General features: G+C 40.2%; 19 protein-coding genes. 12 read left to right on the top strand and 7 right to left on the bottom strand.

The window, feature by feature from the left end:
• Positions 1-324: 324 nt before the first annotated feature.
• Positions 325-1,269: a universal stress protein UspE gene (gene uspE / locus B5D46_RS09455; RefSeq protein WP_078929253.1), complete on the bottom strand. Its 945-nt coding sequence runs from the start codon at positions 1,267-1,269 to the stop codon at positions 325-327.
• Positions 1,270-1,539: 270 nt separating this feature from the next.
• On the opposite strand from uspE, the gene B5D46_RS12050 reads away from it, so the two are divergent.
• Both B5D46_RS12050 and B5D46_RS09445 read left to right on the top strand, forming a co-directional pair.
• A complete protein-coding gene (locus B5D46_RS12050; protein ID WP_143675655.1) occupies positions 1,540-1,878 on the top strand; it encodes a hypothetical protein in 339 nt (112 codons plus the stop codon).
• A gap of 52 nt (positions 1,879-1,930) precedes the next feature.
• Positions 1,931-2,479, top strand: a complete 549-nt coding sequence (locus B5D46_RS09445) for a DUF6803 family protein (RefSeq protein ID WP_143675654.1) — start codon at positions 1,931-1,933, stop codon at positions 2,477-2,479.
• 73 nt (positions 2,480-2,552) lie between these two features.
• On the opposite strand, the gene B5D46_RS09440 is transcribed toward B5D46_RS09445, so the two are convergent.
• Together B5D46_RS09440 and murJ are read right to left on the bottom strand one after the other, a co-directional pair.
• Positions 2,553-3,677, bottom strand: coding sequence for a hypothetical protein (locus B5D46_RS09440; RefSeq protein ID WP_078929250.1), 1,125 nt, complete (start codon positions 3,675-3,677; stop codon positions 2,553-2,555).
• Between the two features lie 293 nt (positions 3,678-3,970).
• Positions 3,971-5,536 (bottom strand): murein biosynthesis integral membrane protein MurJ, encoded by a 1,566-nt coding sequence (murJ, locus tag B5D46_RS09435; protein WP_268844396.1) that lies wholly within the window; start codon positions 5,534-5,536, stop codon positions 3,971-3,973.
• Between the two features lie 1,419 nt (positions 5,537-6,955).
• Here murJ and B5D46_RS09430 point away from each other — a divergent pair.
• From B5D46_RS09430 to B5D46_RS09415, 4 genes are all read left to right on the top strand, one after another.
• A complete protein-coding gene (locus tag B5D46_RS09430; RefSeq protein ID WP_078929249.1) occupies positions 6,956-8,224 on the top strand; it encodes an alpha/beta hydrolase in 1,269 nt (422 codons plus the stop codon).
• A gap of 2 nt (positions 8,225-8,226) precedes the next feature.
• Positions 8,227-9,345 carry a glutamate 5-kinase gene (proB, locus tag B5D46_RS09425; protein ID WP_078929248.1) on the top strand — a complete coding sequence of 373 codons (1,119 nt, stop codon included), beginning with the start codon at positions 8,227-8,229 and terminating at the stop codon, positions 9,343-9,345.
• A gap of 4 nt (positions 9,346-9,349) precedes the next feature.
• Positions 9,350-10,606, top strand: coding sequence for a glutamate-5-semialdehyde dehydrogenase (locus B5D46_RS09420; protein WP_078929247.1), 1,257 nt, complete (start codon positions 9,350-9,352; stop codon positions 10,604-10,606).
• 266 nt (positions 10,607-10,872) lie between these two features.
• The gene (locus tag B5D46_RS09415) at positions 10,873-11,199 is read left to right on the top strand and encodes a hypothetical protein (protein WP_078929246.1); all 327 of its coding nucleotides are present in this window, start codon (positions 10,873-10,875) and stop codon (positions 11,197-11,199) included.
• Between the two features lie 116 nt (positions 11,200-11,315).
• Here the strand turns inward: B5D46_RS09415 and B5D46_RS09410 are convergent, their stop codons facing one another.
• Genes B5D46_RS09410 through fliK form a run of 3 tightly spaced genes read right to left on the bottom strand, consistent with a single transcriptional unit; the run spans position 11,316 to position 18,380 of the window.
• The gene (locus tag B5D46_RS09410; RefSeq protein ID WP_078929245.1) at positions 11,316-12,938 is read right to left on the bottom strand and encodes an AAA family ATPase; all 1,623 of its coding nucleotides are present in this window, start codon (positions 12,936-12,938) and stop codon (positions 11,316-11,318) included.
• Positions 12,939-12,993: 55 nt separating this feature from the next.
• Entirely contained in the window at positions 12,994-13,425 is a 432-nt protein-coding gene (locus B5D46_RS09405) for an EscU/YscU/HrcU family type III secretion system export apparatus switch protein (RefSeq protein ID WP_078929244.1), read from the bottom strand.
• A 17-nt stretch (positions 13,426-13,442) separates the two neighbouring features.
• Positions 13,443-18,380, bottom strand: coding sequence for a flagellar hook-length control protein FliK (gene fliK / locus B5D46_RS09400; RefSeq protein WP_078929243.1), 4,938 nt, complete (start codon positions 18,378-18,380; stop codon positions 13,443-13,445).
• A 213-nt stretch (positions 18,381-18,593) separates the two neighbouring features.
• Here fliK and B5D46_RS09395 point away from each other — a divergent pair, with 213 nt between their 5' ends.
• The 6 genes from B5D46_RS09395 to B5D46_RS09370 all read left to right on the top strand — a co-directional run bounded on the left by B5D46_RS09395 (position 18,594) and on the right by B5D46_RS09370 (position 25,262).
• On the top strand, positions 18,594-19,403 hold the full coding sequence (locus B5D46_RS09395) for an MlaA family lipoprotein (protein WP_078929242.1): 810 nt from the start codon (positions 18,594-18,596) through the stop codon (positions 19,401-19,403).
• Positions 19,404-19,406: 3 nt separating this feature from the next.
• Positions 19,407-20,540 (top strand): bifunctional chorismate mutase/prephenate dehydrogenase, encoded by a 1,134-nt coding sequence (tyrA, locus tag B5D46_RS09390; protein ID WP_078929241.1) that lies wholly within the window; start codon positions 19,407-19,409, stop codon positions 20,538-20,540.
• A complete protein-coding gene (locus tag B5D46_RS09385) occupies positions 20,540-21,895 on the top strand; it encodes a YdgA family protein (RefSeq protein WP_078929240.1) in 1,356 nt (451 codons plus the stop codon). The genes tyrA and B5D46_RS09385 overlap by 1 nt, the downstream gene beginning before the upstream one ends.
• 21 nt (positions 21,896-21,916) lie before the next feature.
• On the top strand, positions 21,917-22,819 hold the full coding sequence (htpX, locus tag B5D46_RS09380) for a protease HtpX (protein ID WP_078929239.1): 903 nt from the start codon (positions 21,917-21,919) through the stop codon (positions 22,817-22,819).
• 9 nt (positions 22,820-22,828) lie between these two features.
• Entirely contained in the window at positions 22,829-23,848 is a 1,020-nt protein-coding gene (gene pseI / locus B5D46_RS09375; protein ID WP_078929238.1) for a pseudaminic acid synthase, read from the top strand.
• A 346-nt stretch (positions 23,849-24,194) separates the two neighbouring features.
• Positions 24,195-25,262: a substrate-binding domain-containing protein gene (locus B5D46_RS09370; protein WP_078929237.1), complete on the top strand. Its 1,068-nt coding sequence runs from the start codon at positions 24,195-24,197 to the stop codon at positions 25,260-25,262.
• Positions 25,263-25,388: 126 nt separating this feature from the next.
• Here the strand turns inward: B5D46_RS09370 and B5D46_RS09365 are convergent.
• Positions 25,389-25,883: RNA-guided endonuclease InsQ/TnpB family protein (locus B5D46_RS09365; protein WP_143675653.1), on the bottom strand; the 495-nt coding region annotated here is incomplete at its 5' end.

The following is a 25,883-nucleotide window of genomic DNA, read 5'->3' as shown; positions in this document are numbered from 1 at the left end:
ATTCAGACTGCGATCTAAAGCGAAGGTAATAATTGAATTTGGGCTTGTGGCTCTGGCTCATAATATAAGAAAATGGGCCAATATAAGAAATGAAATGAATGCGGTAATAAGTTAAAAAAGAACAAGAAATACCTTAAGCTTCCTACCTTATCTCTCTAAAAGTTCTAAAAATCTCCAATCAAAATAAATATCTCAACAAAATCGTATTTGAAAATTTCAATTCCCTAGAAATAACAAAATTCTATGTTTGAAAAATGAAAGAGGCTGACATACTTTTTAGCCAGCCTCAAAGAAAATAATAATTCGTTGAAAGAAAATAACTTGTTACTCTTTGTTTTTTTCTTTTTCTTTTTTGATGGTCTTGCGGTTTAACACGAACAGATCGGCATCAATGTCATCAACGATCTCTTCGCATGTATTACCGATAAGAGCTGCAGCTAGACCTGAACGTCCTGCTGAGCCGATTAGAACTGCCTTTGCATTGATTCTTTCACAGATTTCAGGAATAACATCATCAGGCATACCTTCCTCAATATGACAGTACTGTCTGTCTATATGATGCTTGTCTGCAAATTCATACATTCTGTTTCTGTGTTCTTCCAATACTCCCTGTTCATAAAGATCAGGGGAATAGTGTGGAACTTCAAGCATAACGGTAGGCATATAAACAGGTGCAGAGTTAATAAGATGTATTCTGCCGCCTGTAATCTTGGAAAGAACCTGAGCTTCACGAAGCATAGCCACATTGCTCTGAAGATGTTCATTTAAAGTGAAATCAACGCATACTGCAATGTTGCCTCCAGGCTGCTGCCAGTCGTTGTTTTTTGCAATGATAACTGGAACTTCGGCATGTCGAAGAATAAACCAGTCAATAGGAGTGAAAATAATGGAATCCAGTAGACCGTGACTGTTGGCTGCCTTGATAATCAGATCGTAGTCACCTACTCTCATCTCATCTATAACAGCTTCACCGACATCTCTGTTTTCGACAACCTTAGGAACAATTGTTGCTTCGGAATTTGACTGTTCGCGGTATTCTTCAATAATCTGATTCAAATGATCGATATGAGTCTGTTCTATATCTGCGTGAATAGGCTTTTCCTTAACCTTGTTCAGTATGAGCAGATCGTAGGCGAAGTCATATACAACTCTAAGATAGGTGATAGTTGTCTTTGGATTGAATTTTGCTATATCTATAGCTCTTTTCAGTGCTATTTGAACATCTTTTTTGGGTTCAGCAACAACTAAGATGTTTGTATATTTTCTCATAGACAACCCCTTATTTTTATAGTGTTTACATACTTTTAACTATAAACTAAAAGACAAACAAAAACATTTGCTCATATTGATAATTGTGCGAAGACAAACAAAATTTTTATTAAAATTTCAAATGGTTACGATATTTGAAAAGAAACAGAATGATTAGACAGCTGAAGCTCAGATCAATTTGGTAAATAAGAATGCATTTTTTTCTCAACTGATAGTATTTAAGATAATTTTGTTGTAAGATTTTACGAGTTTTATTTTCTTCGGTGTATTATGAGATTTCTGTGTCTTGCTCTCTTAGCTTTATTTTTGCTTGGCTTTAATGCTAGAGCTTTTAGCTGTGAGCATACATCTGATACTACAGAAACAACAGTAGTACAAAAATCACATAATTTCCATATTCGTAAGACTGTAGGCGTTTCTCCTCTAGAAAAGAGTATAGGTTCATGCTGTTCAAGTTTTGGCATGACCTGCTGTCTGACAGTTACAAACGCCATTAATATCGTACATCCTTCCTATCGTGTATCTGAAGAGATATTTCTCCAGTCAGATAACTATAAATCCTTCGTGTCCTACACTCTGCAAAGGCCTCCTTGTAATCAGGTCGTTTAACCATCTTTTAATTTAATTTTTTAACGACAAATTTTTAAGGATTCCTATATCTATGTATATGACACATTACATGGAGCTGTTGACTACAACCTCCAATCTTCTAATCTTTATGGCTTTACCTGTTGTTTTAGCCGAAACAGCTGCAATTACAGAGCTGGTTATTCTGTTTTCAAAGAAAAGCTCAAAAACCCTAAGCTTTGTAAATAAGCTCTCCTGCATTCTTGGGGCAGCAGTATTTCTTCTGATCGACCTGTATATTTTCAGAGAGGTAATCATTCCTCTGTCAGAGAATTCTGGCTGGTATGGTCTAATTGACAAAATTGCAGTTGGCTTTTATGTCCTGGGTGGAATTATCATGATTGCCTTAGGCGTTGTTTCCTTAAATTTCTTTGGCGAATTTTTAGGTCGTAGACTGCAGGGCGGTATTCGCGTAGGTCTTCTTGCTGCTTTTCTGGTGATTTCTCATGTCGCTATGATTGCGGGTATGGCGGATCCTAGACTGGATTCCGACTATAGAATACTTACAGAGGAAAATGCTGTTTCTACCTCAGTCATGAGTGAGCATAATCCTTCAACATTCAGTCATGTTCACTCTCACTAATAACTGAGTAGTGAACCTTTTTTGAAATATGGACTGTCTGCTCAGTCCATATTTTTATCTTTCTTGTAATTGCCTACTCGTAGAGACTGTAATCGAATCTGCATTTGCAGTTGGGGCAGATGGTAAGTTTTCTTGAGGAAAATATTTCATCGTCATTTGCCGCAAGGATAGTTTTTCTGGTTCCTTTCTTTGCATAGAGGTTCAGATAAGGTGTATGACAGTCTTCGCATGCAACTACTTCTGCCTGTTTGCTGGTATATATTTCCAGTGCATTATAGAAGTCATCAAAAAACACAAAATCGAATGAATTAATCGTCTTGTCAGGATAGAGTCTGCTGAAGTTTCTGCTCATGTCATAGCATGTTTTGTACACACCTATTGCAAGAGGTATAGACAATCTGTCACCGATATCTTCCTGATCAAAGTGATTTGCTGTTGGCAGTTTGTTCAGAAGAATTCTGCAGCAGATGGTATAAAGAGAAATCATCAGCATGATCTGATTGCTTGCCTGTTTATTGTTGCAGATTCTTAGAAGATGATTGACTCCAAAATTTTCATTATTACAAAGCTTGTATTTTCTGATTGGTCTTGTGTAGTCAGTGGTTGTGGCATCACACAGATCCTTGATGATTTTAGAACCAACACCGGTAACCTTGTGGATTAAATGTTTGGTGCTTCCAAGTTTTACCATCATATAGGCAAGTGTCTTTCTCTTTGAAACATCGTCAGCTGGACCAATGATGCTTGGAAAGATGTTAATCTGCATCAGGTTCTCAATCACGCATAACAGATTGGTTGTTTTTCTGTTGATAAGATTCTCGGTTAGAGTTCCAACGGATTGAGATGCTTTTAACAGATCACTGACAATTTCCTCAGAGTCAGATGAGGATAGCCTGGAAATACAGTTTAGTTTTGTCTCCTGAATCTTTTCGAATTTAACTTTTGAAAAGAGATTTACGTCAGAGAGAGTGGACATATTGCTGAAGATGTCAGGATCAACATTTGCCGCAAACTGCATGTAGGAGGCTAGGGCATTTGGCAGATATCCGAACAGAAGATTGAATGCAGCTGTCATTCTGTCTTCATCTTTAGGGGTAAATTTTAAAAAATTGTCTTTTTCTGTCTTACAAGGTGAATCGTAAATATTTTTAAAATGAGCTCTGTAGTAAACAGATGCATCTACTCTGAAGGTTTTCATAAATATTCCCAATTATTTATCTACTTGAAAACTCTCCTTATTTACAGGTTATATTATTTTTATAAACATACATATTTTGTGCTTTTGTAAGTTTGTTATGAGCCTATTATAGACATCTGAAGTTAAAAGTCCTTGCACAAAATAAATAATTTATTGCACAAAATTATTATAGGTATAAAAAAATTTGCAAAATCAACTAATAAAAAAATAAAAAAAATTAAATTTTGCCAATTTTTACAGGAAAGATATATAGACCGTGGAGGAATTCAGCAGGGAATTCCTCCATAAAAGAATTACATTCTGATCATTCTTGGCTTGATGCCAAGAGCAAGACATACTGCCACGTAGGTTATTCCACCTAAAATCACGTAGCCTGTAAGATAGAAAATAGACTCCAGTGTGGACATGCTGATCCATCTGTTAAAGTCCAGAACTGTGAAGTGAATTACCAGTGCCATGGCAATTCCTGCAAATAATGCTTTTAGAATAAAGAGAATTGTGCCGGATGACACGGTGTATATCTTTCTCTTATACAGGAAGAACAGCAGCAGTGATAGATTTACATAGGCTGCAAGAGCTGTGGATAAAGCCAGACCTACGTATCCTAGAGGCCATACCAGACAAAGGTTGAAGATTATATTTGAGATAATTGCTATCAGAGAACATTTTACAGGTGTCTTGGTATCCTGAATTGCCGCAAAGCCCTGAACAATTACTCTTACAAGCATGATTGCACATAATCCAGATACGGATGCTAAAAGTGATGCTGATGAAAGGTGTACGTGCTCTGGTGTAAAAGCTCCTCTCATGAAAATTACTCTTAGGATAGGCTCTGATAGGGAAATAATGCCGCACATTGATGGAATACCCAGCAGCAGAACCAGTCTGACTCCCCAGTCCAGTGTTTTTATATACTTTTCATGATCTGCCTTGATATCAATCCTGGAGAGGGCAGGAAGAATAACTGTTGAAATTGCAACAGCGAAGATTCCGATAGGAAATTCAAGTAATCTGTCTGAATAGTAAAGATATGAGATTGCTCCTGTTGCAAGGAAAGATGCCAGGGCGGTATTCACTATCAGGTTAATCTGACTTGCGGATACTCCGACAATGGCTGGAATCATAAGGTGTCTTATGGTTTTTACACCTTCATGTGACCATCCCCATTTTGGCAGAATGAAAATCTTTAGTTTCAGTAAAAAAGGAATCTGCAGACAAAGCTGAAGAACACCGCCTACAACCATACCGTATGCAAGCACCACAATAGGATCATCAAAATGAGGTGCCACAAAGAATGCAAATGAGATAAGCGAAATATTCAGTACGCAGGGCGTAATTGCAGGGATCAGGAATTTTCCGAAAACATTAAGTACAGCACTGCTTAAGGCGGTAAGAGTAATAAAGAACAGGTATGGGAAGGTAATTTTTAACAGATAACTTGCCTGAGTGAACTTAATAGCCTCATCTGTATGATTGATAAATGCCTGATACCAGCCCCAACCGAAGACTGCAGTTAAAATAGGGGAGGCAATCATACCTATAAGTGTAATTAAAAGAACAATTGCTCCAAGAGTTCCTGTAGTCATATCCAGAAGTTCTTTCAGTGCAGCCTTGTCTCCCGTCTCTTTTGTCTTACTCATTACAGGAACGAATGCCTGCGAGAATGCTCCCTCAGCAAACAGTCTTCTGAAGAAATTAGGAATTCTGTTGGCGAAAAAGTAAACGTCAGCACTTAAAGAAGCACCAAGCAACGATGCAATTGCAATATCACGCAGCATTCCGAGAATACGGGAAAGGAAGGTTGCGCTGGCAGTAACAGCTCCTGATCTGAGCAGGACAGATTTTTTTTTGTTTTCCACTTTATATCCTTATCATTTAGTCTCCAAATTTTAGCAGATTTAAGCTCTGTCAGACCTGAAAACTTCCTCTAGTCATAAAAGAAAGGAAAATTTGCAGAATAATGTTCAATAAACTAATCAACAATATTCTGAAAAGATCAAATAAAAGCAATTTTCAAAACTGAAATTAAATAGTAGTAAATCCTGCATTTGTGGAAAGTGTCGAAAACTGTGGGAAACTCTGTGGATTAGACGGGAAACTGTGGGTAAATTGCATTTAATCAACAAAATTAGCTTGTGGGAAAAAATTAAAAAAAAGCTATTGCATTCTAAAAAGAGTTTGAATATCAATATGTTAATATAAAATACGACGTTTCCCACAACACAGATCTTAATTTAAATTATCCAAACCTCAAAAATGACGTAAAAATGAGATTTGTATTTAATAATAAACACTGTCAATATTGCTGGTTTATAAAATAAAAACCTTATAAAACAATAAGAAAGTTAATAATTTGAGCTTATCTAGTAACTATTAGCATTTTGTTTTCAGAAATGTAATAAATAATCAGCGGAATCTGTTTCCCAAAAACTGTGGGAAACTGTGTGGAAAAAAAATTTTTTTAGTTTTATTCAAATCTATTGACATTTTTTTGTCAATAAAAAATAGGAGCCTTTCTTAATAATAAAACCTTTATATACAATATGTTAACTTATTATCCCACACCCTTTTTAACTCTATTTTTTACTTGTGGGAAAGTGGAAAAAGTTTTCCACAGTTGTGGGAAACTTTTCGGCTTTTTATTAAAAAGCACTATTTTCAACAGAAGAACCTGAGTTGACGAGTGTTTTAATCTTGTAGTTTTAAAAACACTTAACAATATAATAATTATCTATACATTGTTTATTTCATTATTCATTTAAATTTATCTTAGTAACATTTTTTGATGAAATGAAAATTTTTGATTAAAAATATCTATAAAACAATAAGATAAGAAAAATTTGATTTTTGAATAAAAGTGACTTTTATTTTTTTTATTTTTTTAATTAGTTCTATTTTTTTATCTTGGAAAATATGAATATTTTTATTGAATTAATTTTCCCTATGTGGGTTGTGGGAAAGTCTGTGGGTTACGGTGGAAACGGTGGGAAACTAAGATAAAATAGCTATTCAAGTTGTGGGAAACTTTATTTTGTATTCAGTGGTTTTCTTTTGATATTTGGCTTTGGAATGCGCTTTTTCTAATTTTGAGATCTCGGTAGGCTTATGTTATTTTGTACAAAAGTTTTGATGCCCTAAATTTGTTTTTTAGCTGTTCATAAAGTGGATTTTTTCTTATTTCCTCTGTTCTATTTTTGTTCAATCTGATTAAAAGTGCATCCACACCTTAAATAGGTTAAAATCTGCTTAATAAGTATGACCAGGTAAGATATGTATTTATGGAAGATTCTTTAAATTTAAGTGAAATACTTTTTAAACCAAAATTCGTATACCCTGAGACTTCTGTAATCTCAAACAGCGGAGCTGAACTTCCAACTCTATCCAGAGAGGATATTTCCTTTGGATTTGTTTATGATTTCTACAGACCTGTCTTAAAATTCGAGTGGGTATTCTCAGGTGGCAGTGCTCTTGATATTGATGAGGCTCTGGCAAAAATCTGTGTTTCAAAAGCTCCAAGAAGCAGAGAAGGCTTATATGATACCGTAAAGGAATACGGTAGTGGTCACTGGAACTTTGAATTCAATACTATTGCACAGAATCGTGTTAACCGTGCCCACGAATGTGAAAGCAAAAATGATATTAAAGGTGCAAGTCACAACTATCGTCTTGCCTCCCGTTATTTCGCAATTGCAGCTTATCCTTTCTTAAAATCGGATATCCTTGCTCAGAATTCAGATGTTCTTTGCAGAACAACATATAAGAAGATGTATGATATTGATCCTACAAACGGTATTCTGCAGGAGCATTCTTTCAATGTAGACGGTAAAAAGGTCACCGGTTATCTGCATATTCCTGATTTAAAGCAGGTATATCCATGTGTGATTATCGTCTGTCCATATGAGTCTAATTTCTCGTATGCTTACAGATTTATCAATGATTATCTTGCAAAGGCAAACATCTGTGCCTTTGTAATTGAAATGCCAGGAGCTGGCGCCTGTGAAAAACTGAATCTTAATGATCATTTTTCTATGGCTATAGAAGAAGCTATCGACTATCTTTCAACTCTAAAGTATGTTGATGCTACGAATATCGGTCTATTTGGTTCAGGCATATCTGCAACTGCATGCATCCGTGCAGCAATTCTCAAGAGTTCATCTGTTAAAGCTCTTGCTGTTCTGGCTCCTTACGTTCATTCTTTCTTTACGGATAAGGAAATCCTCAACTCAATGCCTCTCTGTCTGCGTTCATCCTTATGTAACAGACTGGATTTAGATGCAAGCAGTTGGGATACACTTACTCCGCAGCTTAAGGTATTCTCTCTAAAAGAGCAGGGTATTCTTTCAGGTAGAGGCGGCTGCAAGGTTCCTACATATGTAAGTATTATCAAGAACTCTGTTGTAAGCCGCGATGACGTAACTTTACTTGAGAACAATTTCAGCGATATTACTGTCCTCTCAAATGAGAAGATGGGGCGCGCTGAGTTTATACGTCAGTCAATTGGTGAAGTAACAAAATTTTTCTCAGAAAAATTTTCAAATGGTAATTAAAAGTGACATCTTTAAAAAATAAGAGAATTGTTATCAAGCTTGGTACCAGCACTCTTACAAACGGCAGCAAAAAGCTCGACAGAGCTCATATGCTGGAGATTGTAAGAACTGTATCAGCTCTGTTAAAAATGAAGGCTCAGGTTATTTTAGTATCATCCGGTGCTATTGCTGCCGGAAGAGAGTTCCTAAATTACCCCGAGCTGCCCAAAGATGTCCGCTATAAACAGATGCTCGCTTCAGTAGGTCAGGTAAAACTGATTGAAGAGTGGGAAAAACTGTTCTCTATTTATGATATCCCTGTAGGTCAGATCCTGATTACACGTGCCGATCTTGATAATCGTGAGCGTTATCTGAATGCCCGTGATACTCTTTTTGCTCTATTGGAGATGGGCGTAGTTCCTATCATCAATGAAAATGATGCAGTAAGTGTGTCTGAAATCAAGGTTGGTGACAATGATAATCTTGCAGCTCTGTCTGGTGTTCTGATTGAGGCTGACAAGGTTATTCTCCTGACCGATCAGAAAGGTCTGTACACCGGTGATCCAAGACATGATCCAGAGGCAAAGCTTATCAGTACTGTTGAGAAGATTGATGAGCATATCATTGAGATTGCTGGTGGCTCAGGAACCTCTTTAGGTACAGGCGGTATGGCCACCAAGATTAAGGCTGCCAAGGTTGCAACCGAGGCCGGTGTTGAGCTTATTATTGCCTCTGGTGCAAATCCATCTGCTATTGTTGATGTAATCAATGGAAAGGCAGAATGCACTGTATTTCAGCCTTCAAAGAAGCCTGTGCTTGCAAGAAAGTCCTGGATCAGTACAGCAACTCTGGCTGTTGGTTCTATCTATATTGATGATGGCGCAGCTAAGGCTCTTCTGACCTCTGGCTCAAGTCTTCTACCAAAGGGTATTACTTCTATTAAAGGTGATTTCCTTCGTGGTGCCACTGTGGAAATCAGAAGTACAGACGATAAGCTGATTGCACGCGGTCTTACCCGTTATTCATCAGATGAGCTTAATCTGATTGCTAAGAAGCGTTCTTCAGAGATTGAAAAGACTCTGGGCTTTTCACATGGTGATGTAGCTGTACATCGTGACGATTTAGTATTGGTGAACAAGTAAAACTATGACAGACATTATTGAAACTGCTAAAAGAGCGCGCAAAGCCGGTTATGATTTTGCTCTGCTATCAACCTCTAAGAAAAATGAGGCTCTGCATACAATAGCCTCTATGTTAAGAGAAGCTTCTGACGAGATTTTTGAAATCAACAAAAAGGATGTGGAAAATGCCAGAGCCAAGGGCTTAAATGAGGCTATGGTTGACCGTCTTACCTTTACAAAGTCCCGTTTTGACGAAATGGTGGATGGCCTTGATAAGGTTGCAGCTCTAGCAGATCCTTGCGGCAAAACCTTTGATGGACGAGTCCTGCCAAATGGACTTGAAGTTGTTAAAAAATCTGTTCCATTTGGTGTTGTAGGCGTAATTTATGAGTCCCGTCCAAATGTTACTGTGGATATTGCTGGTTTATGTCTGAAGTCTGGCAATGCATGTCTTTTAAGAGGCGGCTCTGAGGCTTTTAACACTAACTCTCTTCTTCACAGTATTATCACCAAAGCTCTTGAAAAGTGTGGTATTAACCCAGATGGTGTTTCTTTCGTCGACAGTACTGACAGAGAGCTGGTTGGTACAATGCTCTCATTAGATCAGTATATTGATGTGCTGATCCCTCGCGGAGGTGAAAAGCTTCAGCGTATGTGCCAGAGAGAGTCATCAATTCCTGTGATTATCGGCGGTTTTGGTATTTCTCATATTTTTGTGGATGAGTCAGCTGATCTTGATCGCAGTGTTGATATTATCTTCAATGCAAAGACCCAGAAGCCTTCTGCCTGTAACAGCCTTGATACCCTGCTTGTTCATGAGAAGATTGCAGATAAATTCCTGCCAATGGTTTTAAATAAGCTTAAGGAAAAGGAAGTTGTTGTTCTTGCTCATGATGATGCTTTTGCAAAATGCGGGAACTATCCTTTCTTAGAGAAGGGCATTGCCGAGGATTTTGACAGAGAGTTTTTATCTTTGAAGATGAATGTGAGAATTGTGCCTGATGTATACGAGGCAATTACTCATTTAAGAGTACACAATGCATCTCATTCAGATTCAATTCTGACAGACAGCAGAAGAAATGCTGAGCTGTTCGTTAAATCAGCTGGTTCTGCATGTGTTTATGTAAATGCATCTACCCGTTTCTCTGATGGTGGTCAGTTCGGTATGGGCGCTGAGGTGGCTATTTCAACTCAGAAGCTTCATGCAAGAGGACCTATGGCTCTTCAGGAGCTTACAACCTATCAGTATGTGTGCTCAGGTGATTATATTTACAGACACTAGTTTGTACGTTTTTAAGGACGACAAGTTCTCTCTTTTGGTAGGAGATTTGTCGTCCTTGTATTCGGAATCAAATACTTCTCATTTTTTTTCAAATCTGATTTTCTCTAAAACAAATCCTTTTTTGAACTTGGTCTATTTCTTCATTTTTTTTAGCTGTAAGTTTTGTCCTCTGAACAACCTGTGAGCAGTCCTCTTCCTATAATGGTATATAGACTGGAAAAAATCCTTTCTTCCAAATTTTCCTACAGACAGTTTTAAGGTGAAATATGAGCGAATTAAGCAGAACTGATGTTGAAGATATAGTAAAAAGGGTATTGAACGAGACCCTTGATAAAAAACATGAAGAACTGGTTCAGAAGCTTAGAATCTTTGTTGACATGACTTTAAACAAGGTTCTCGAAACCAAGTTAAAGAATCTCTTAGAACAGCTTAATTCTGGTTTATCTGAAGGTTCTACTGACAATTCCTCTTATATAAGAGAATTTAATTCAACCTTAAGTGAAGTTATGCGAGAGCTCAATGCTGTATCTGAATCCTGCAATGAACTGCTTGATAAGGTTGACTCTCTTGAGTTAAGACTTGAAGAGCCTTAGTTAACAGAAAGAAGTACTCTAAAGAGTCTTAGCGGACGAATATCTCGATTGCATGTATGCTTTTCTAGTTTTCCTCATTTGTAAATCTGCTGAAGAAAACTATAGATTTTGAGTTGCTATTTTTCAACTCTTTTAAACATGGTGATCTGGCGTTTACGCTTATCACCATTGAATACACAGGCTATCTGAAGAAGTTCTCTGTCGGCAAGATTCTCTAGGCCATAGCCTTTTTCTTTGATCTGCTTTTCAGCTTCATCAAGTTTTGATGGTTCTTCATTCTCTTCAGTTGTGTACTTAAGTTCTAACACAACTCTGCGCTTTGGGAAGTTTACAAGTATGTCGCTTCTGCCTTTGGAATTGTGCTGTTCAATTCGAACATCGTGATTTCTACCTAAAAGATATACTTGTAATAGTGCTCTGAGAACAGATTCATTATCTACTGGGTATTTATCATATGATAAGGCAGCTAAGACCTCGTTGAATAGAGCTATAATTTCTTCAACAGTACCATTCTCAAAAACATATCTGTTTTTTAATGAGAAAGCAGAATTATTAGTATCAAAGATTTTTAAACTTAGCAGAAGGAATAGTGCCGTTCTAACTTCTCTGTTAGCTGGACCTAAGATTATGTCATAGCCTGGCACAATTTCTGATTTTAAAGTTAAATAACCGGTCTGACACATCAGAACATTTTCATTTATATCAATTAGAGAAGTTGGGTTCGCGAAATCGTTATAAGGAATTTCAATTTCTGAGGTCAGAAGATTCTCTATATTGAGATTATGAGACTCCATGTAATTCATGAGAATAGATGGAAGTCCACCAATATCATACCAATAGTCACCGAATCTGACTGTTTTTTTCTCGTATATATCCTGTAAAAAACCGTTTACCGAATATGTAGAAAAAACTTTATTTTTATTGAATTCATCAAAACAGTAGCTGTCGTAATGCGCAGCCATTCTATCGATAAGATTTTCTATTTCAGAATCTGTAACACTTTCTAATGTCTTGTTTTTCTCATAGGACACTCCAAGCTTAAGATAATCTAAATAGAAGTGTTTTATCTCATCTCGTGTAAAGCCTATAAGCTTAGAATAGGCATTGTTGTAACTTAAATCTTTAATATCAGATCCCACGGAGAAGATTGATACATCCTTTAATCTGGTGACGCCAGTCAATGCCATGAATTTGATATGCTTTTCGCCTTTTAAAACAGCATAAAACTCTCTGAAAAGAGTTCTGAAATTCTCGTATAACACCTTGTTATTGATATTTGCAGTAAGCTGACAGTCATACTCGTCAATAAGAAGTACAAGCTGACAGCCATCAGGCATTGCAGAAAAAATATTGCCTATAAGAGTCTTTGGCTCATTACTATCATTAAAGCCGGTAATATTATTTTCATTTGCGAATTTTAGAATTTCGTTGCAGAAATCTTTTTTAAACTGCACAACATCAGTAACTGAGAATTTAAGAAAACTCAGATGAAGCACAGGATATTTATCCTGTTTCCACTTATTATAAATCCATGTTCCTTTGAAATAAGGATCAACTCCTTTTTCAAAAAGAGTTCCTATGGTATTTAGTGTAAGAGATTTTCCAAAGCGGCGTGGACGAGAAAAGAAAACACGTTCATAGTTTTTAGTCAGATTATATATATATTCTGTTTTGTCTATGTAAATATAGTTATTCTCAATAAATTTTTCGATATTTTCTGACTGAGCAATAAGTTTCATGTATGCGACCTACGACAAATACCAATATCCGGATTATATCATTAAAAGCATTTGATTAGGCTTCGGTGTTGATGGCAGTACTGCCGTCGGCTCGTCTGTATTTTTCAGGAGTTTTACCCTGGAGATAGTAGCTGAAAGAGAGAATTGTAGCGATGATTATATAAAGCTCTTTTGGTATCTCTTCTCCTTCCTTGAGATTTTTCAGCTGATTGAAAAGCGCAGGATCTTTATGTACGTAAAGTCCCAGCTCCTTTGCCATATCAACAATGGCCTGAGCTCTGCTTTCATATCCTAGGGCACTGACAAAAGGAGACTGTTTGTCCTCATCATAGCTGATGGCCACTGCAGCGCTGGCCTTTTCATAGGTCTGCTTAAAGGACAGATCCTCATCAGTTGCATTTATCGGTCTGACTTCTTCAGGACTGCTAGGAACATCAGGCTCAACCTGAGTCTCAACGATGTTATCTGCCTTATTTTCATTATCCATAAAAATCCTCCTCCTCATCAGATATTAACTGACAAGGTTGCTCCATCGGAGTTTCTTTCATGATTCTCTACATCAGGAGATGCCACTGTATCCTGAATGTGGACATTGCCAAGTCTTGCCATAGCTGATCTTGTGGTAATGCCTGCTTCCTGCAGCTGCTCCTTCAGCATAGGAAGTGCCTCCTGAACCTTCTGCAGTCCTTCAACAGAACTTGCAATAACTGATAGCTTAAGTTCTGGAAGTTTTGCTACTGCCTTGATTTCAATAGGACCTATTCCCTTAAGATCGAATACAAAGGTCAGATGCCAGCTCTTTTTACCGTCTTCCTCAACCACAGGGCGAGCGTTGAATGCGCCTTCCTTTCCTCCATCGTAGGCTGGTGGAAGAGGAATATACTGGAAGAGGGCAGGCAGATTTTCCTTGAGAGGCTTCTGCATTCTTGAAATCTGCTCAAAGGTATCATCGATAAGCGAGGAGATGGTTCCTCTTGAACCTGAACCTAATTCCTTTGAAATCTTCTTAAGTTCATCATCAAATCTGTCTTCCATCAGATCAACATCTTTTCTCAGGAATTTATCAACAGATTTACCCAGCTGGCTGAATCTGATTGATAAAAGCAGGAATGCCCACTGATGCAGTGCCAGTGACATTGATGAGCTGGTACTTAATGGTGATGATGTAAAGCTCAGCCAATTGGTAACCGATGGCAGATCATTGATTGGGCTTTCAAGTTTTTTCAGGAATTCCTTGGCCTGATCTCTTACTACCTGAGGCAGAGCCTGGTTGTTTATCTGAGCCTTCAATGCATAGGTATATGCATCAAGAGGTGAATCCTTGGCAACATTCTGTGCCATCAGTGCGGCACTTGCTGATGCTGTATTCAACTGAAGATTCTGTGTCTCTCCTGCTGATTCAGGCTTTTTTGAGAAGATTGAGGCTAGCTTGCTGAAAAAGCCTGATTTCTCTTTAATCTCACCCACATCATCAACAACTGTAGGATCAGGAATAGGCTCGCTTCTGCCATTTGTAATGGCGGCAGCACCAGGTGTCTTGGATGGAACCGCGTTGATCTTAAAGTCATCAGAAGCTTCTGCTCCCTGAGTTACTGCTGCAACCTTGGTCTTGTCTACAGCCTTAACATCCTTAGGAACAACACCTTCATCAAGTTCATCCTCAGGTACTGTTTCAGTCAGAACCTTAGTCTGCAGATTCTGATTTGGATTAGCAGCTTGGTTATTCTGAACTGTTTCAGGATTGTTTCCAAGACCTGCGTTCAGACCTGAGAGGAATGAAGGTCTGTTCTGAACAGCTGATTTCAGATCAGAGTTGATTCCTTTCTTTTCAGGATCAAGTATTTCCTCGAAAATATCATTGTCAGGATTTGAGATAGGAGTGTCATCAGCTGCGACGTCATCCATATTCTGAGCAGCCACAATTCGACTGTGCATCTGTGCCTGCTGCTCAAGTGTAACACCGCTGTTTGTCTGGGCAGTGCTGGTATATGCCGTTTCAGATAAAGCTTCTGCTCCTGCTGTAACTCCAACTCCAGAGATAGTAGAGAAGCTTGTTGCAAAAGGATTTGGAACTGGATTTGTACTTTCTGCCTCCAGATCTAAAAGACCGTTCTTATCTGAAGCTTCTGCTGTGTTCTGTGCGTTAGCTGTATTAGCGGTATTCTGTGTCTTACTCTGTTCTACATCCTGCCCCTGATTCTGAGCCTGGGCCTGAGCCTGAGCTATTGCCTTTGCGGTTTCCTCTGCTTCAGCTTCATCTATAGCTGCAGTCATGGCCTGAGCCTGAGCGATAGTCATATTCTGATTCAGACCAACTCCCTGAGTTGCTGCAGGGGCCTGTGTCTGTATCTGTGGCTGAGGCTGGGAAATAACTGTTCCAGATTTGGTAACCAGTACCTGCTCTGTCATATTGGTTACAGTGTTCTGAACTGTACTCTGGGTGGCATTACCTCCCTGAGTAAGAGCTGCCTGTCTCTGAGCATTCTGAGCTGCCATCTGCTCAGCCTTTGAAGCTTCAATCTGAGCGTCTGCTGAAGGAGCGGATGGATTTGAACGGGTGATGATGATCTGAGCATCTTTCTTCAGAACCTCGCCATCAGTCTGTTTCATCTCATGGATGTTCTGAGACTGTTTTGGCTCATCTGTCTGAACCTTTGTGGTTTCTACATTGTCATTCTGTCGAAGCTCAGGTAATTCCTGCTGAGTCTCTACTGTATTCTGATGAAGCTCTGGCAGGTTTACATAAATATTCTGAGGCTGTTCAACATTCTGAGGCATTTGAGCCTGAGCAATATTCTGGTATAAGGCCGTTGCTGTGTTCTGTTTTAGCTGTGGCTCATTTACCTGCTGAAGATTCTGTGTATAGGCAGGCTCATTCTGAACAGGGGCTTCGTGAACCTCAGCTACAGGAGCCCCCTGATTCTGCTGTAAGGAAGGTTGCTCTGCGGACTGAGGCTGTCTTTGTGAATTATCATTCTGAACCAGTACTTCCTCGTGAGAGCGCTGTCCTTCTACATAGATATCCTTCTGGACTCTGTCAGGCTGAACATTTTCTCCAGTAGATGTAGCCTGTTCCTGCTGTAGCGGTGCAGCATTCTGCTCTGGAGCTGTGGCAGGAGTAGTCTGTTCTGCTGAGGCATTGAGAATTCTGCTCTGAGCCTCTGAGCTAATCTGGGAGTACAGTCTGTTAAGATTTGGATCTGCCTGCGGTGCCTGAGTCTGTGCACTCTGTTCTGGCTGTGAAGTCTGTACAGTCTGAACCTGCTGAGCCTGAACGTTAACCACAGGCTCTGTATTTTCTGCTAGAGCAACACTCTCTGCCTGTACTTGGGCCTGAGTGTTTACCTGTGCTTCTTCATTCACAGAAGGCTGAGTCTGCTGATTCAGGTTCTGAACCAGTTCCTCTTCATTCTGAACTGGCTCTTCAATCTCGGAGCCATCTGCGTTTACTCTAGGCCTAAGCAGTTCTGCTGTAGTTACTTTGTCTGTCTCATCAGGAACTTTCTGTGAAGCTTCATTTTCAAGCTGTTCCTGCTGCATTGAGACCCGGTTCTGAGTTGCCTGGGATGTAAAATCCTGAACCAGTGACTCGTCAGCTATTCTCTGTGCCTTGTGAAATGAGCTTAAATCAAACAGGGAAGAGCCAGAGTAACCGTAGGCTCCCATATTGGTACTGTAGGATACCTTTACAGGAGTACCCTGAAATTCACTAGGGGTACTCTGAGCCTTTAAAGCCAGAGCCTCTTTGACCATGGATGCCATTTCACGGGCATTATTCTGGGAGGCTTCAAGCTGAGCCTTAAGCTCATTTACAACCTCGGATGCTGCTGCCTTAGCTGAAGTCTGTGTAACCTCAAGCTGTGTCTTTACACTTTCTTTTAAGGCTTCCTTAACAGCCTCCATTGCAAGCTTTCTGATATCATCAGCACTTAGCTGATTCTGAGCTGCACTCGTAGCAGTCTTAACCTCAGATGGGGCAATCTGTGTCTTTGCAGTATCTGTCTTAGGAGCCTGAACCTCAGCCTTTATCTGTTCACTCTTAGGTGCAGGAGTTTCACCCTTTACCTGTTCTTTAACAGGCTCCTGAACCTGAGCTTTTACCTGTTCTGCTTTTATCTGTTCTGCTTTAATCTGTTCTGGCTTTGGCGCTAAGGTTTCTGTCTTAGGAGTTTCTGTTTTTAAGGTTTCACTCTGGGCAGCTCTGAGCTCAGACTGTGCCTTGGTCTGAGTTTCTGCAGCTGCAGCCTTTGTCTGCGCCATCTTCTGTTCAAGGGCCGCATCAGCCTTACGAAGTGCCTGCTCGTCAACATTGGCCAAAGACTGTCTTACAGCAGGATCAGGTAATTTTCCCTCAGCTGCCAGTCTGATTCGCTCCTCTCTGAACTGCTGCTGAAGTTTTGCTGCTCTTGCTGATAACTCAGATAGAGAAAGGGTAGAGGCATCGCGTGGTTTTCCATCTAAAGCCTTGGCGCTCTCCTCTGCGACAGTGCCAGTTGCGGTCTCTGCAGCTGCATTTTTTGCTGCGGTCGGAATCAGATTTCCCTTGCGGGCAGTGTCAGCTGCCTTGTGAATCAGATCGTGAATACGCTTTGCGGTATTCTTTGAAATCTCGTCGTTGTACTCAGCTTCGCCCTCGACCTTTTCTGTCTTCTGACGGTTCTGCTTGAAGATATCAAGATAGGTTGAGCCCTCAGGAAATTCATCTAATGCCTTGCGCAGATATCTGGTCATAATCTGAGGGGTAGAGGTGCCAGGCTTTGGTTTTTCAACAGGCTGGTCTGGCTCAAGCTTTTCTAAAACCTCTGGCTGATTACTCTTAACGTAGGCAATGGATGCTGACAGAGCATCAGAGGTTGCAATCTTTGAACGGAGTGAGAGCTCTGACTGAGGAGGATAAACCTCTCTTATGGCAAGGTCACGCTGCAGACCTGCACCCATGTTCTCATAGTCAGTAAGGTTGACCACACTCTGACAGATGAGCTTTGAAAGATTTTTACCGGCAGGGACTCCCTCACTTAGAGCCTCAGGCAGCTGTTTCATATTCTGTTCTAAGGTTGATGCAGCATCTCTTGAACGGACCATTTCCTTTGCAGATGAAAGATCCTGAGCCACCTTCTCCTGCAGGGAAGGATCTCTGTTGATAACCTGAACAGTAAGTTTTCTGTAATGACCTAAAGATGCAGAGTCTTTATCCGCTTCAATATCCTTTACGGACTGAGGATCCTGCACATAGGTGTTTAGCGATGAAGATAACTGGTTGTATGTACGCTGTGAGGATTCGGCCAAAAGCCCCTTCTGTCGGGACATTAAACTTATATAGTTCGCAGTGGCCTGAGTATTGATTCTGGCTGGTTCTTTTACAGCCTTATTTTCATTCTCTGATAGTGAGACTTCAGATTGAACTTTCTCTGAGCTCTTTACTTCAATATCTAAGTTATCCATTCGTGCTTATCTTTTGTAATACGTATTATGGTCGTATGATAACAAAAAAATTTCTAAATTAGATATTGATCTCTCACGCTTTTGTAAAAATCTGGCATATAAGTAGTGTGTTGCTTCTCATTTTTGTCGTTTCTTTGGTGCACTTGTGTTTTCAATGGATAAAAATTACAAATGCTGTTGTAAAATGTTAAGAAAAAACAAGAGGTATAGGTTATGTATAAGAAGTTAGTATTACTCGCTCTCTCTTTCTGTCTTTTATCTGGAGAGTCAGCTTTAGCTTTTCATTCAAACTACAGTCCTATGGCTCCAAGACAGCTTTCATATAAGGCATCACATGCTGACTACAGCTATGGTCTGACCATTCTTCCTGGTAATTCAATTGATTCAATTGAAGGCTTTAACCGTAATCTGCCATGGCAGACAAACTATTATGTTCTGGACAGATATATTCTAAGACCTGTAGCTCATGGCTATGCCATGCTTCCTCAGTTCTCCCGTACCGGTATCCACAATTTCATCGGCAATGTCGGTGAGCTGAACAATACTGTAAACAATCTGTTTTTAGGCAATTTCGCTGACAGTGGAATATCTGTAAGCCGTTTTGCCATCAATTCAACCATCGGTATCTTAGGTCTCTTTGATGTGGCAACACCAATGGGTATTGAGCGAAGAGAAATGAGCTTTGATACTGTTCAGGGCAGGGCAGGTGCCGACAGCGGTGCCTATCTGATGATTCCTGGTATGGGCCCTTCAACCGAAAGAGCTCTGCATGGAACTGTTGTGGATGCCTGGCCAACCTATTTTGTGTCCTTCCCAATCAGCTTGGCCTTCAATGCCATCAGCGTTATTGATACCAGAGCAGGTCTGATTCCTCAGGAAGAGATGATTGATAATTCTGTTGATCCATATGCACAGGTAAGAACTGCATATCTGCAGTATCACGAGGGTAAGGTTAACCCTAATGCCGCTATGGAAAACAAGAAAGACGAGAACGTCGAAGAATTTTTAGATGAGATTGATTAACTAATGAGCGCAGCAGAACTAGAAAAAATAAGAGAAGAAATCAACGATACAGACAGGGAGCTTGTCAGATTACTTAAAAAAAGATTTGATCTCGTATCTAAAGCAACAGTATCAAAAAAAGACTATGGCGAACAGGTTTATTCACGTGAGCGCGAAACCTATGTTGTAAGTTCCGCAGAGAAGTACGCACAGGAGAACGGCCTTCCATCAGGACTCCTTTCAGATGTTATGAAAAGACTGTTAAGAGAGTCCTACAAAATCTGTTCTGATACTGATTTTTCATATCCTAAGACTCTCAGTGAAGATGGCGATATTGTCATTGTCGGCGGCAATGGCGGTATGGGCCGCATTTTTTCAAGGTACTTTGAGGCTTCTGGCTACAGAGTATTCTCTTTTGGTCACAGAGGATGGGATAAGGCTCCACAGTATCTAAAAAATGCAAAGGTTGTAATTGTCACTGTTCCTATTGATGTGACTGTGGATGTCATAAAGCAGCTCTCTCCTCTTTTACGAGAGGATCAGATCCTCTGTGATTTCACCTCCGTCAAGGCTCCTATTGTTGATGCCATGATGAAGTATCATAAGGGACCTGTTCTGGGCCTGCACCCAATGTTCGGTCCAGATATCAAGAGCCTTGTAAAGCAGGTGATTGTGACTGTGCCTGAGCGCGATGAGAAGGCTTCAGAGTTTTTAGTTGAACAGTTTAGAATCTGGGGCGCCAAAATCTTCAAGTCAGGAGCTCAGGATCATGACAGAGCCATGAGTATCATTCAGGCCTTACGTCATTTTGGCACCTACAGCTACGGTTCATTCCTGAAGAATCTTAATCCGAATCTTAAGCGTCTTATTGATTTGTCATCTCCTATCTACAGAATGGAGCTTATGATGGTTGGAAGACTTTTTGCGCAGGATCCTAGACTCTACGCCGACATCATCATGGCCTCCGATGCCAATGTTGACTTAATCAGAAACTTTGTTAAGTCTCTTGCCGATGATCTTAAGATTGTTGAGGATAAGAATGTCGATGCCTTTACCGAGAATTTCATAAAGATCCGTGAGTACTTCGGCGAATTTTCCGATGAGGCCTTCAAAGAGAGCGGTGCTCTTTTAGCCAAGCTGCAGGATGAAAGAAGTTGATGAAAAAATTGGCTAAATACCTGGCTGTTTTTTCAGCTGTAATTCTGATTATTTTCTCCGCTGCTCTGGTGGTGGCAAGTAATCTTTACAACTCTAAAATCCAGAGTGTGATTTCAAAAATCAACTCAAGACAGCATTATGCGGTTTTCACATATGAGCCACTCTCATCCTCGATTCTGAACAAGGATGGTCTGTTAACGGTTGATGTTTCTGCTCCCAAGATTGGAAATATCCGAACCGTATTTAGAATCAATGTTGATTTTTCCTTTTCATCCATCAAGGCAACCTTCTCAAAGGTCGATCATGAGGGCAATATTGATGAGTTTCTTGCCTCAATGAGAATTCCTACTTTAAAGCTGGAAGGCGCAATTGCCTTTTATCCATGGCAGCTTAAGGGCAGCGGTGCGGTTAAGACATCTGCTTTCACCATTCCGATTGAAGGTGGTTCGTGCCGTTTTGGAGAGAATTCTTTTTATGCCTCAGGTCGTTCTAAAACCAGTCTTGATATAGGTTTTGCTTCTGCCGGAATCAAATGCCAGGCCTATGAGATGTACAATCACAAGCCTGCTTTTATACTGGATCTGCTTGACCTTAAGGTAACTGCAAAGCCATTACTGGATATCGAAAACAAGAATGTTTCACTTGATAAGGTCAATGTAAAGCTTGATACCTTCCTTGTTGATACCTCAACAATCTACATGATTGGTTTTGGACCTAACGACAAGGTTCGTGATCCGTCACTTCGTGACAGCTTTAAGTTATCATCTCTGAATCTTGATTTATCTATGTCCGACAAGGATTATCAGGGGCGCAGAGAGATTGCATCAGACGGTTCTATGACCATCGAATTTGCTCTTCCTCATGAGAAGGATTCAAAGATTCTTCCATACTATGATCTCTCTGATCTTAACTATGATGTAACCCTGGGCAATTTTAATATTGAAACACTTTTAGCTGCTGCCCGTAATCCAGAGGCAGTTGATAAAATCATCGGCGCTATTTCAAAGCCTCTGAACTTCAATCTTAAGAACCTGTCATTCAAACATGCAGGAAGCAATGTCTCAACATCAGGTCGGGCCAGTGTAATTCTGGATCCTAACTCAGGCAAACCTCAGAATGTTGATGCTACAATCCATGCTAAAGCAGATCGTGCTTTTGTGGATTCACTGGTATCAGCCCAGTATGAGCAGGGATTGTTTGACCTGATGCAGTCAGGCGCTGTTACACTGAAGCATGGAGTGTATTCAACTACTCTTGCCATCAAGGGAAAGGATATCAGCCTCAATGGTGTTACCTATAATGCTGCTGAGGATAAGAATGAAGCTGAATTTACCGAAAAGTCTCTGGACGAATAATTTTTTGGGAGAATAACTACAATGAGAATCTTACTGTATATTGCAATGCAGATAGCTGTACTGGTACTGGTCAGCATAGTAGGCTCTGTGCTTATGAATCTGTTTGGAATTTATGTAAATCCAAATGACTATATTTCACTTTTAGTGATGTGTGCTGTATTTGGCTGTGCCGGTTCCCTTGTATCACTCATGATGTCCAAGTTCATGTGTAAAAAGGCCTATGGTGTTCAGGTTATTGATACCCCAAGAAATTCTCAGGAGGCTTTTTTAGTCAATACCGTGGCAATGCTCTGTCAGAAGGATGGACTTAAGATGCCAGAGGTCGGTATCTACAATTCTCCTGATCCAAATGCCTTTGCAACCGGAGCTTCAAAGGATGCTGCTCTGGTTGCTGTATCTACCGGTCTTTTAAACTCCATGTCTCAGGAGGAGGTTACCGGTGTTTTAGGCCACGAGATCTCCCATATCAAAAATGGAGACATGGTAACCATGGCTCTTTTGCAGGGCGTATTAAACACCTTTGTATACTTCTTCTCATACATCATAACCTTTGCGATTGTGAATGCTCAGAGAGGCAGCAATTCCGACTCGGACAGATCGCCATCCTTCGGTTCAAGCATGATGTTCTATACCATCAACTCTGTTATGCAGATGGTATTCGGTCTATTAGCTTCAATGCTGTTAATGTGGTTCTCAAGATATCGTGAGTACAGAGCAGATGCCGGCTCAGCTGAGCTTAACGGCAAGCAGTGCATGATAAGTGCCCTGGAGGCTTTAAAGCGCGGCGTTCAGCCTCAGCCTAACAAGGAGAAGAGCTATATGCAGGCTTTATGCATCAACGGACCTGCCACCTTATCAGAGCTTTTCATGTCTCATCCTCCACTGGATAAGAGAATTGCAGCTCTAAGAGAATCTTCATTCTAAGGTGCATTTATGTTTGAAAAAAGAGATCATGCCGTCATCGTAGCTGAGCTTTCTGGTAATCACAACGGCTCTTTAGACAGAGCCATTGAGCTTATGGAGCTTGCCCACGACTGTGGGGCTGACGCTATTAAGATTCAGACCTACACCGAGGATAGTCTGACCATTGACTCTGACAGAGATGAGTTCATGCTTAAAGATGGCTTATGGGCCGGTCAGAGCTACTATGAGCTTTATAAAAAGGCAAAGACTCCCCGTGAATGGATGAAGCCACTTTTTTCACATGCAAAAGCTCACGGCATACTGCTGTTCAGTTCTCCATTTTCCTTTGCTGATGTAGACTGTCTTGAAGAGGCAGGCTGTCCTGCCTATAAGATTGCCTCATATGAGCTTAATGATCTTGGACTCATTGATTACTGTGCCTCCTTTGGAAAGCCAATGGTCATGTCCACTGGTCTTGCTTTGGAGGAGGAGATTGACCGTGCGGTTGAGGTTGTCAGGAAACGTGGAGTTACTGATTTAACCCTCCTGCACTGTGAGAGCCGTTATCCTGCAGTTGCAGAGAAGTTTAATCTTAAGGCTATCCCTTATCTTAAGGAGAAATACGGCTGCAAGAGCGGTCTGTCCAACCATGCTCTAGGAGATGAGCTTGATATTGCCGCTATTGCCTTAGGTGCTGATATGATAGAAAAGCATTTTACCGATGACAGAAAAAAGGGCGGGGTAGACAGTGCTTTTTCCATGGATACCGATGATCTCAGAAAGCTTGTAAAAGACTCAAAGATGGTGACATCGGCAATGGGCAGATCCGGTATTTATCTTCATGATGATGAATATGCTGCCAGGGCAGGTCGTCGTTCAATCTATCTTGTTAAGGATATTAAAAAGGGGGAGGTATTAACCGCCTCTCATGTCAAATCCATAAGACCAGCTCTAGGTCTTGAGCCTTATCGTCTGGATTCTGTATTAGGAAAGAAGGCATTATGTGATCTTAAAGCTCCTGTTCCTTTGAAGGCAGAAGACTTTTCCTAGATTCTGTGCTGTTCACAAATGACTACGGTCCTTTCGGACCGCAGTTGTCTCTATAGTTTTATCAGGCCATCGGGCCAAAATGTATCGGATGCTGATCATTACCGAATTGTGGCGAAAACCCTGTCTTATTTTTTTCTGAATAAAGAAAAAATTCATCTGTATAAATATAGTTGTAGAAAAACATTCTGGTTGCTGAGAAATCAAATAAAAATCGCAAAAATAAATAATTTTTGAAGTTTTCCTTTTAAAAGTAGGAAGATTTCCTCTCATATAAATAATCATAATCTAGAATTAAGTAGATCCCTTGAAAAAAGGGGCAGGATTAACAGACAGTAGGTGTAAAGAAATGTTTCGTAAGTTTTTTTCTCTATCATTTGTTCTTTATTTCCTTTTAGGCGGAATTTCCGAGTGTTATGCCGCAAAGATCGGTATCTGCATGCCAAATACTGTTGTACCACGCTGGCAGACAGACGGTGCGACTTTAAAAGAGGAGCTTGAGGCTACTGATAATGAGGTTGTGCTTGTATTCGCTGATAACAAGAAAGAGACTCAGATTGCACAGATTGAAGATATGCTTGCTCAGAAGTGCGATGCTCTTATAGTTGTTCCTGTTGACGGTAAATCTCTGACTGAAGTTCTGGATAAGGCAAAACAGGCTGGCATCAAGATTATATCCTACGACCGTCTGATTATGAACTCTGATGCTGTATCCTACTATGCAAGCTTTGATAACTTCAAGGTAGGTCTGCTGCAGGGTGAGTTTATCGAGGAGAAGCTTAATCTTAAAAACGATGAATCTCCAAAGAATATTGAATTCTTTACAGGTTCAATTGATGATAACAACGTAAACTTCCTGTGGGCTGGTGATATGGAGGTTTTAAAGCCATATCTGGTCTCAGGTCGTCTTGTCTGCAAGTCTAATCAGACCTCAAAGGAAGACGCTGCTGTACATCGCTGGCTTGCAGAAAATGCAAAAGATAGAATGACCAAGCTTATACAGGCACATAACTATGGACCAAAGCCAGATCAGACTCGATTGGATGCAGTTTTATGTCCTAATGATACTGTAGCTAATGCTGTTATTGAGGTTTTGGTAAAGCTGTGCGGCTATGATGCTTCCAATATGCCGGTGATTACCGGTCAGGACTGTTCCAAGCCAGGTGCCAAGAACATCAGAAACGGTCTGCAGTCAATGTGTGTATTCAAGGATTCAAGAATTCTTGCAATTCATGTTGTAGACATGGTTAATCAGATGCTCTCAGGTGAGGAGGTTGAGGTAAACGATACTTCATCATACGATAACGGTACTGGTGTAATCCCAGTCTATCTGTGTGATCCTAAGGTTGTTAACAAGGAAAACATCAAGGAAATTCTGATTGATACCGGCTACTATTCATTAAAGGATCTAAAGTAGGCAGTATCAAAAGCAGATAGCTTTGAGATTGTCAGAAAACCCGTTATGGCTACATTGCTCGTTGACATGCTCCCCATGGCCTGGGGATTCAATACCGCCCGTTAACTTTTTTTTTGCTAATGTTAACTAGGCCTCTATGGCTTCTCGTTGCTGACCGCTATTGCAGTTCACTTGGCGAGCGATCTGGGCAAGACCTGCCCTTTTTATATTTTTAGCTGCGTTCACATCTGCGTTTTCAGTGTGACCGCAGTGGATACATTTAAACTCAGCCTGAGTCTTTCTGTTCTCCTTATCAACATAGCCGCATACATGACAGGCTCTGCTGGTGTTCTTAGCCGGAATCTGTATGAAGATTCCTCCCTTAAGCTTGAGTTTGTACTCAAGCTGCTTAAAGAACATAGACCAGGACTCTTTTAAAATCTCTCTGTTTAAGCCTGACTTCTGTTTTACGTTTCTGCCAGGTTCTTCAATAGTTCCCTTAGCTGATTTGGTCATATTCTTAACCTTCAGGTCTTCCACACATATAATGTCGTGGTTTTTGACTAGGCGTGCAGACTCTTTCTGAAGATAATCGTATCTGATATCAGTAAGTTTCTTATGAAGCTTAGAGAGTTTTATTCT

Origin of the sequence: Succinivibrio dextrinosolvens DSM 3072 (assembly GCF_900167015.1) — a bacterium.
Lineage (GTDB): Bacteria > Pseudomonadota > Gammaproteobacteria > Enterobacterales > Succinivibrionaceae > Succinivibrio > Succinivibrio dextrinosolvens.
Note: the sequence above shows the minus strand (reverse complement) of the source record. Positions and strands in the feature narration are given on the sequence as shown.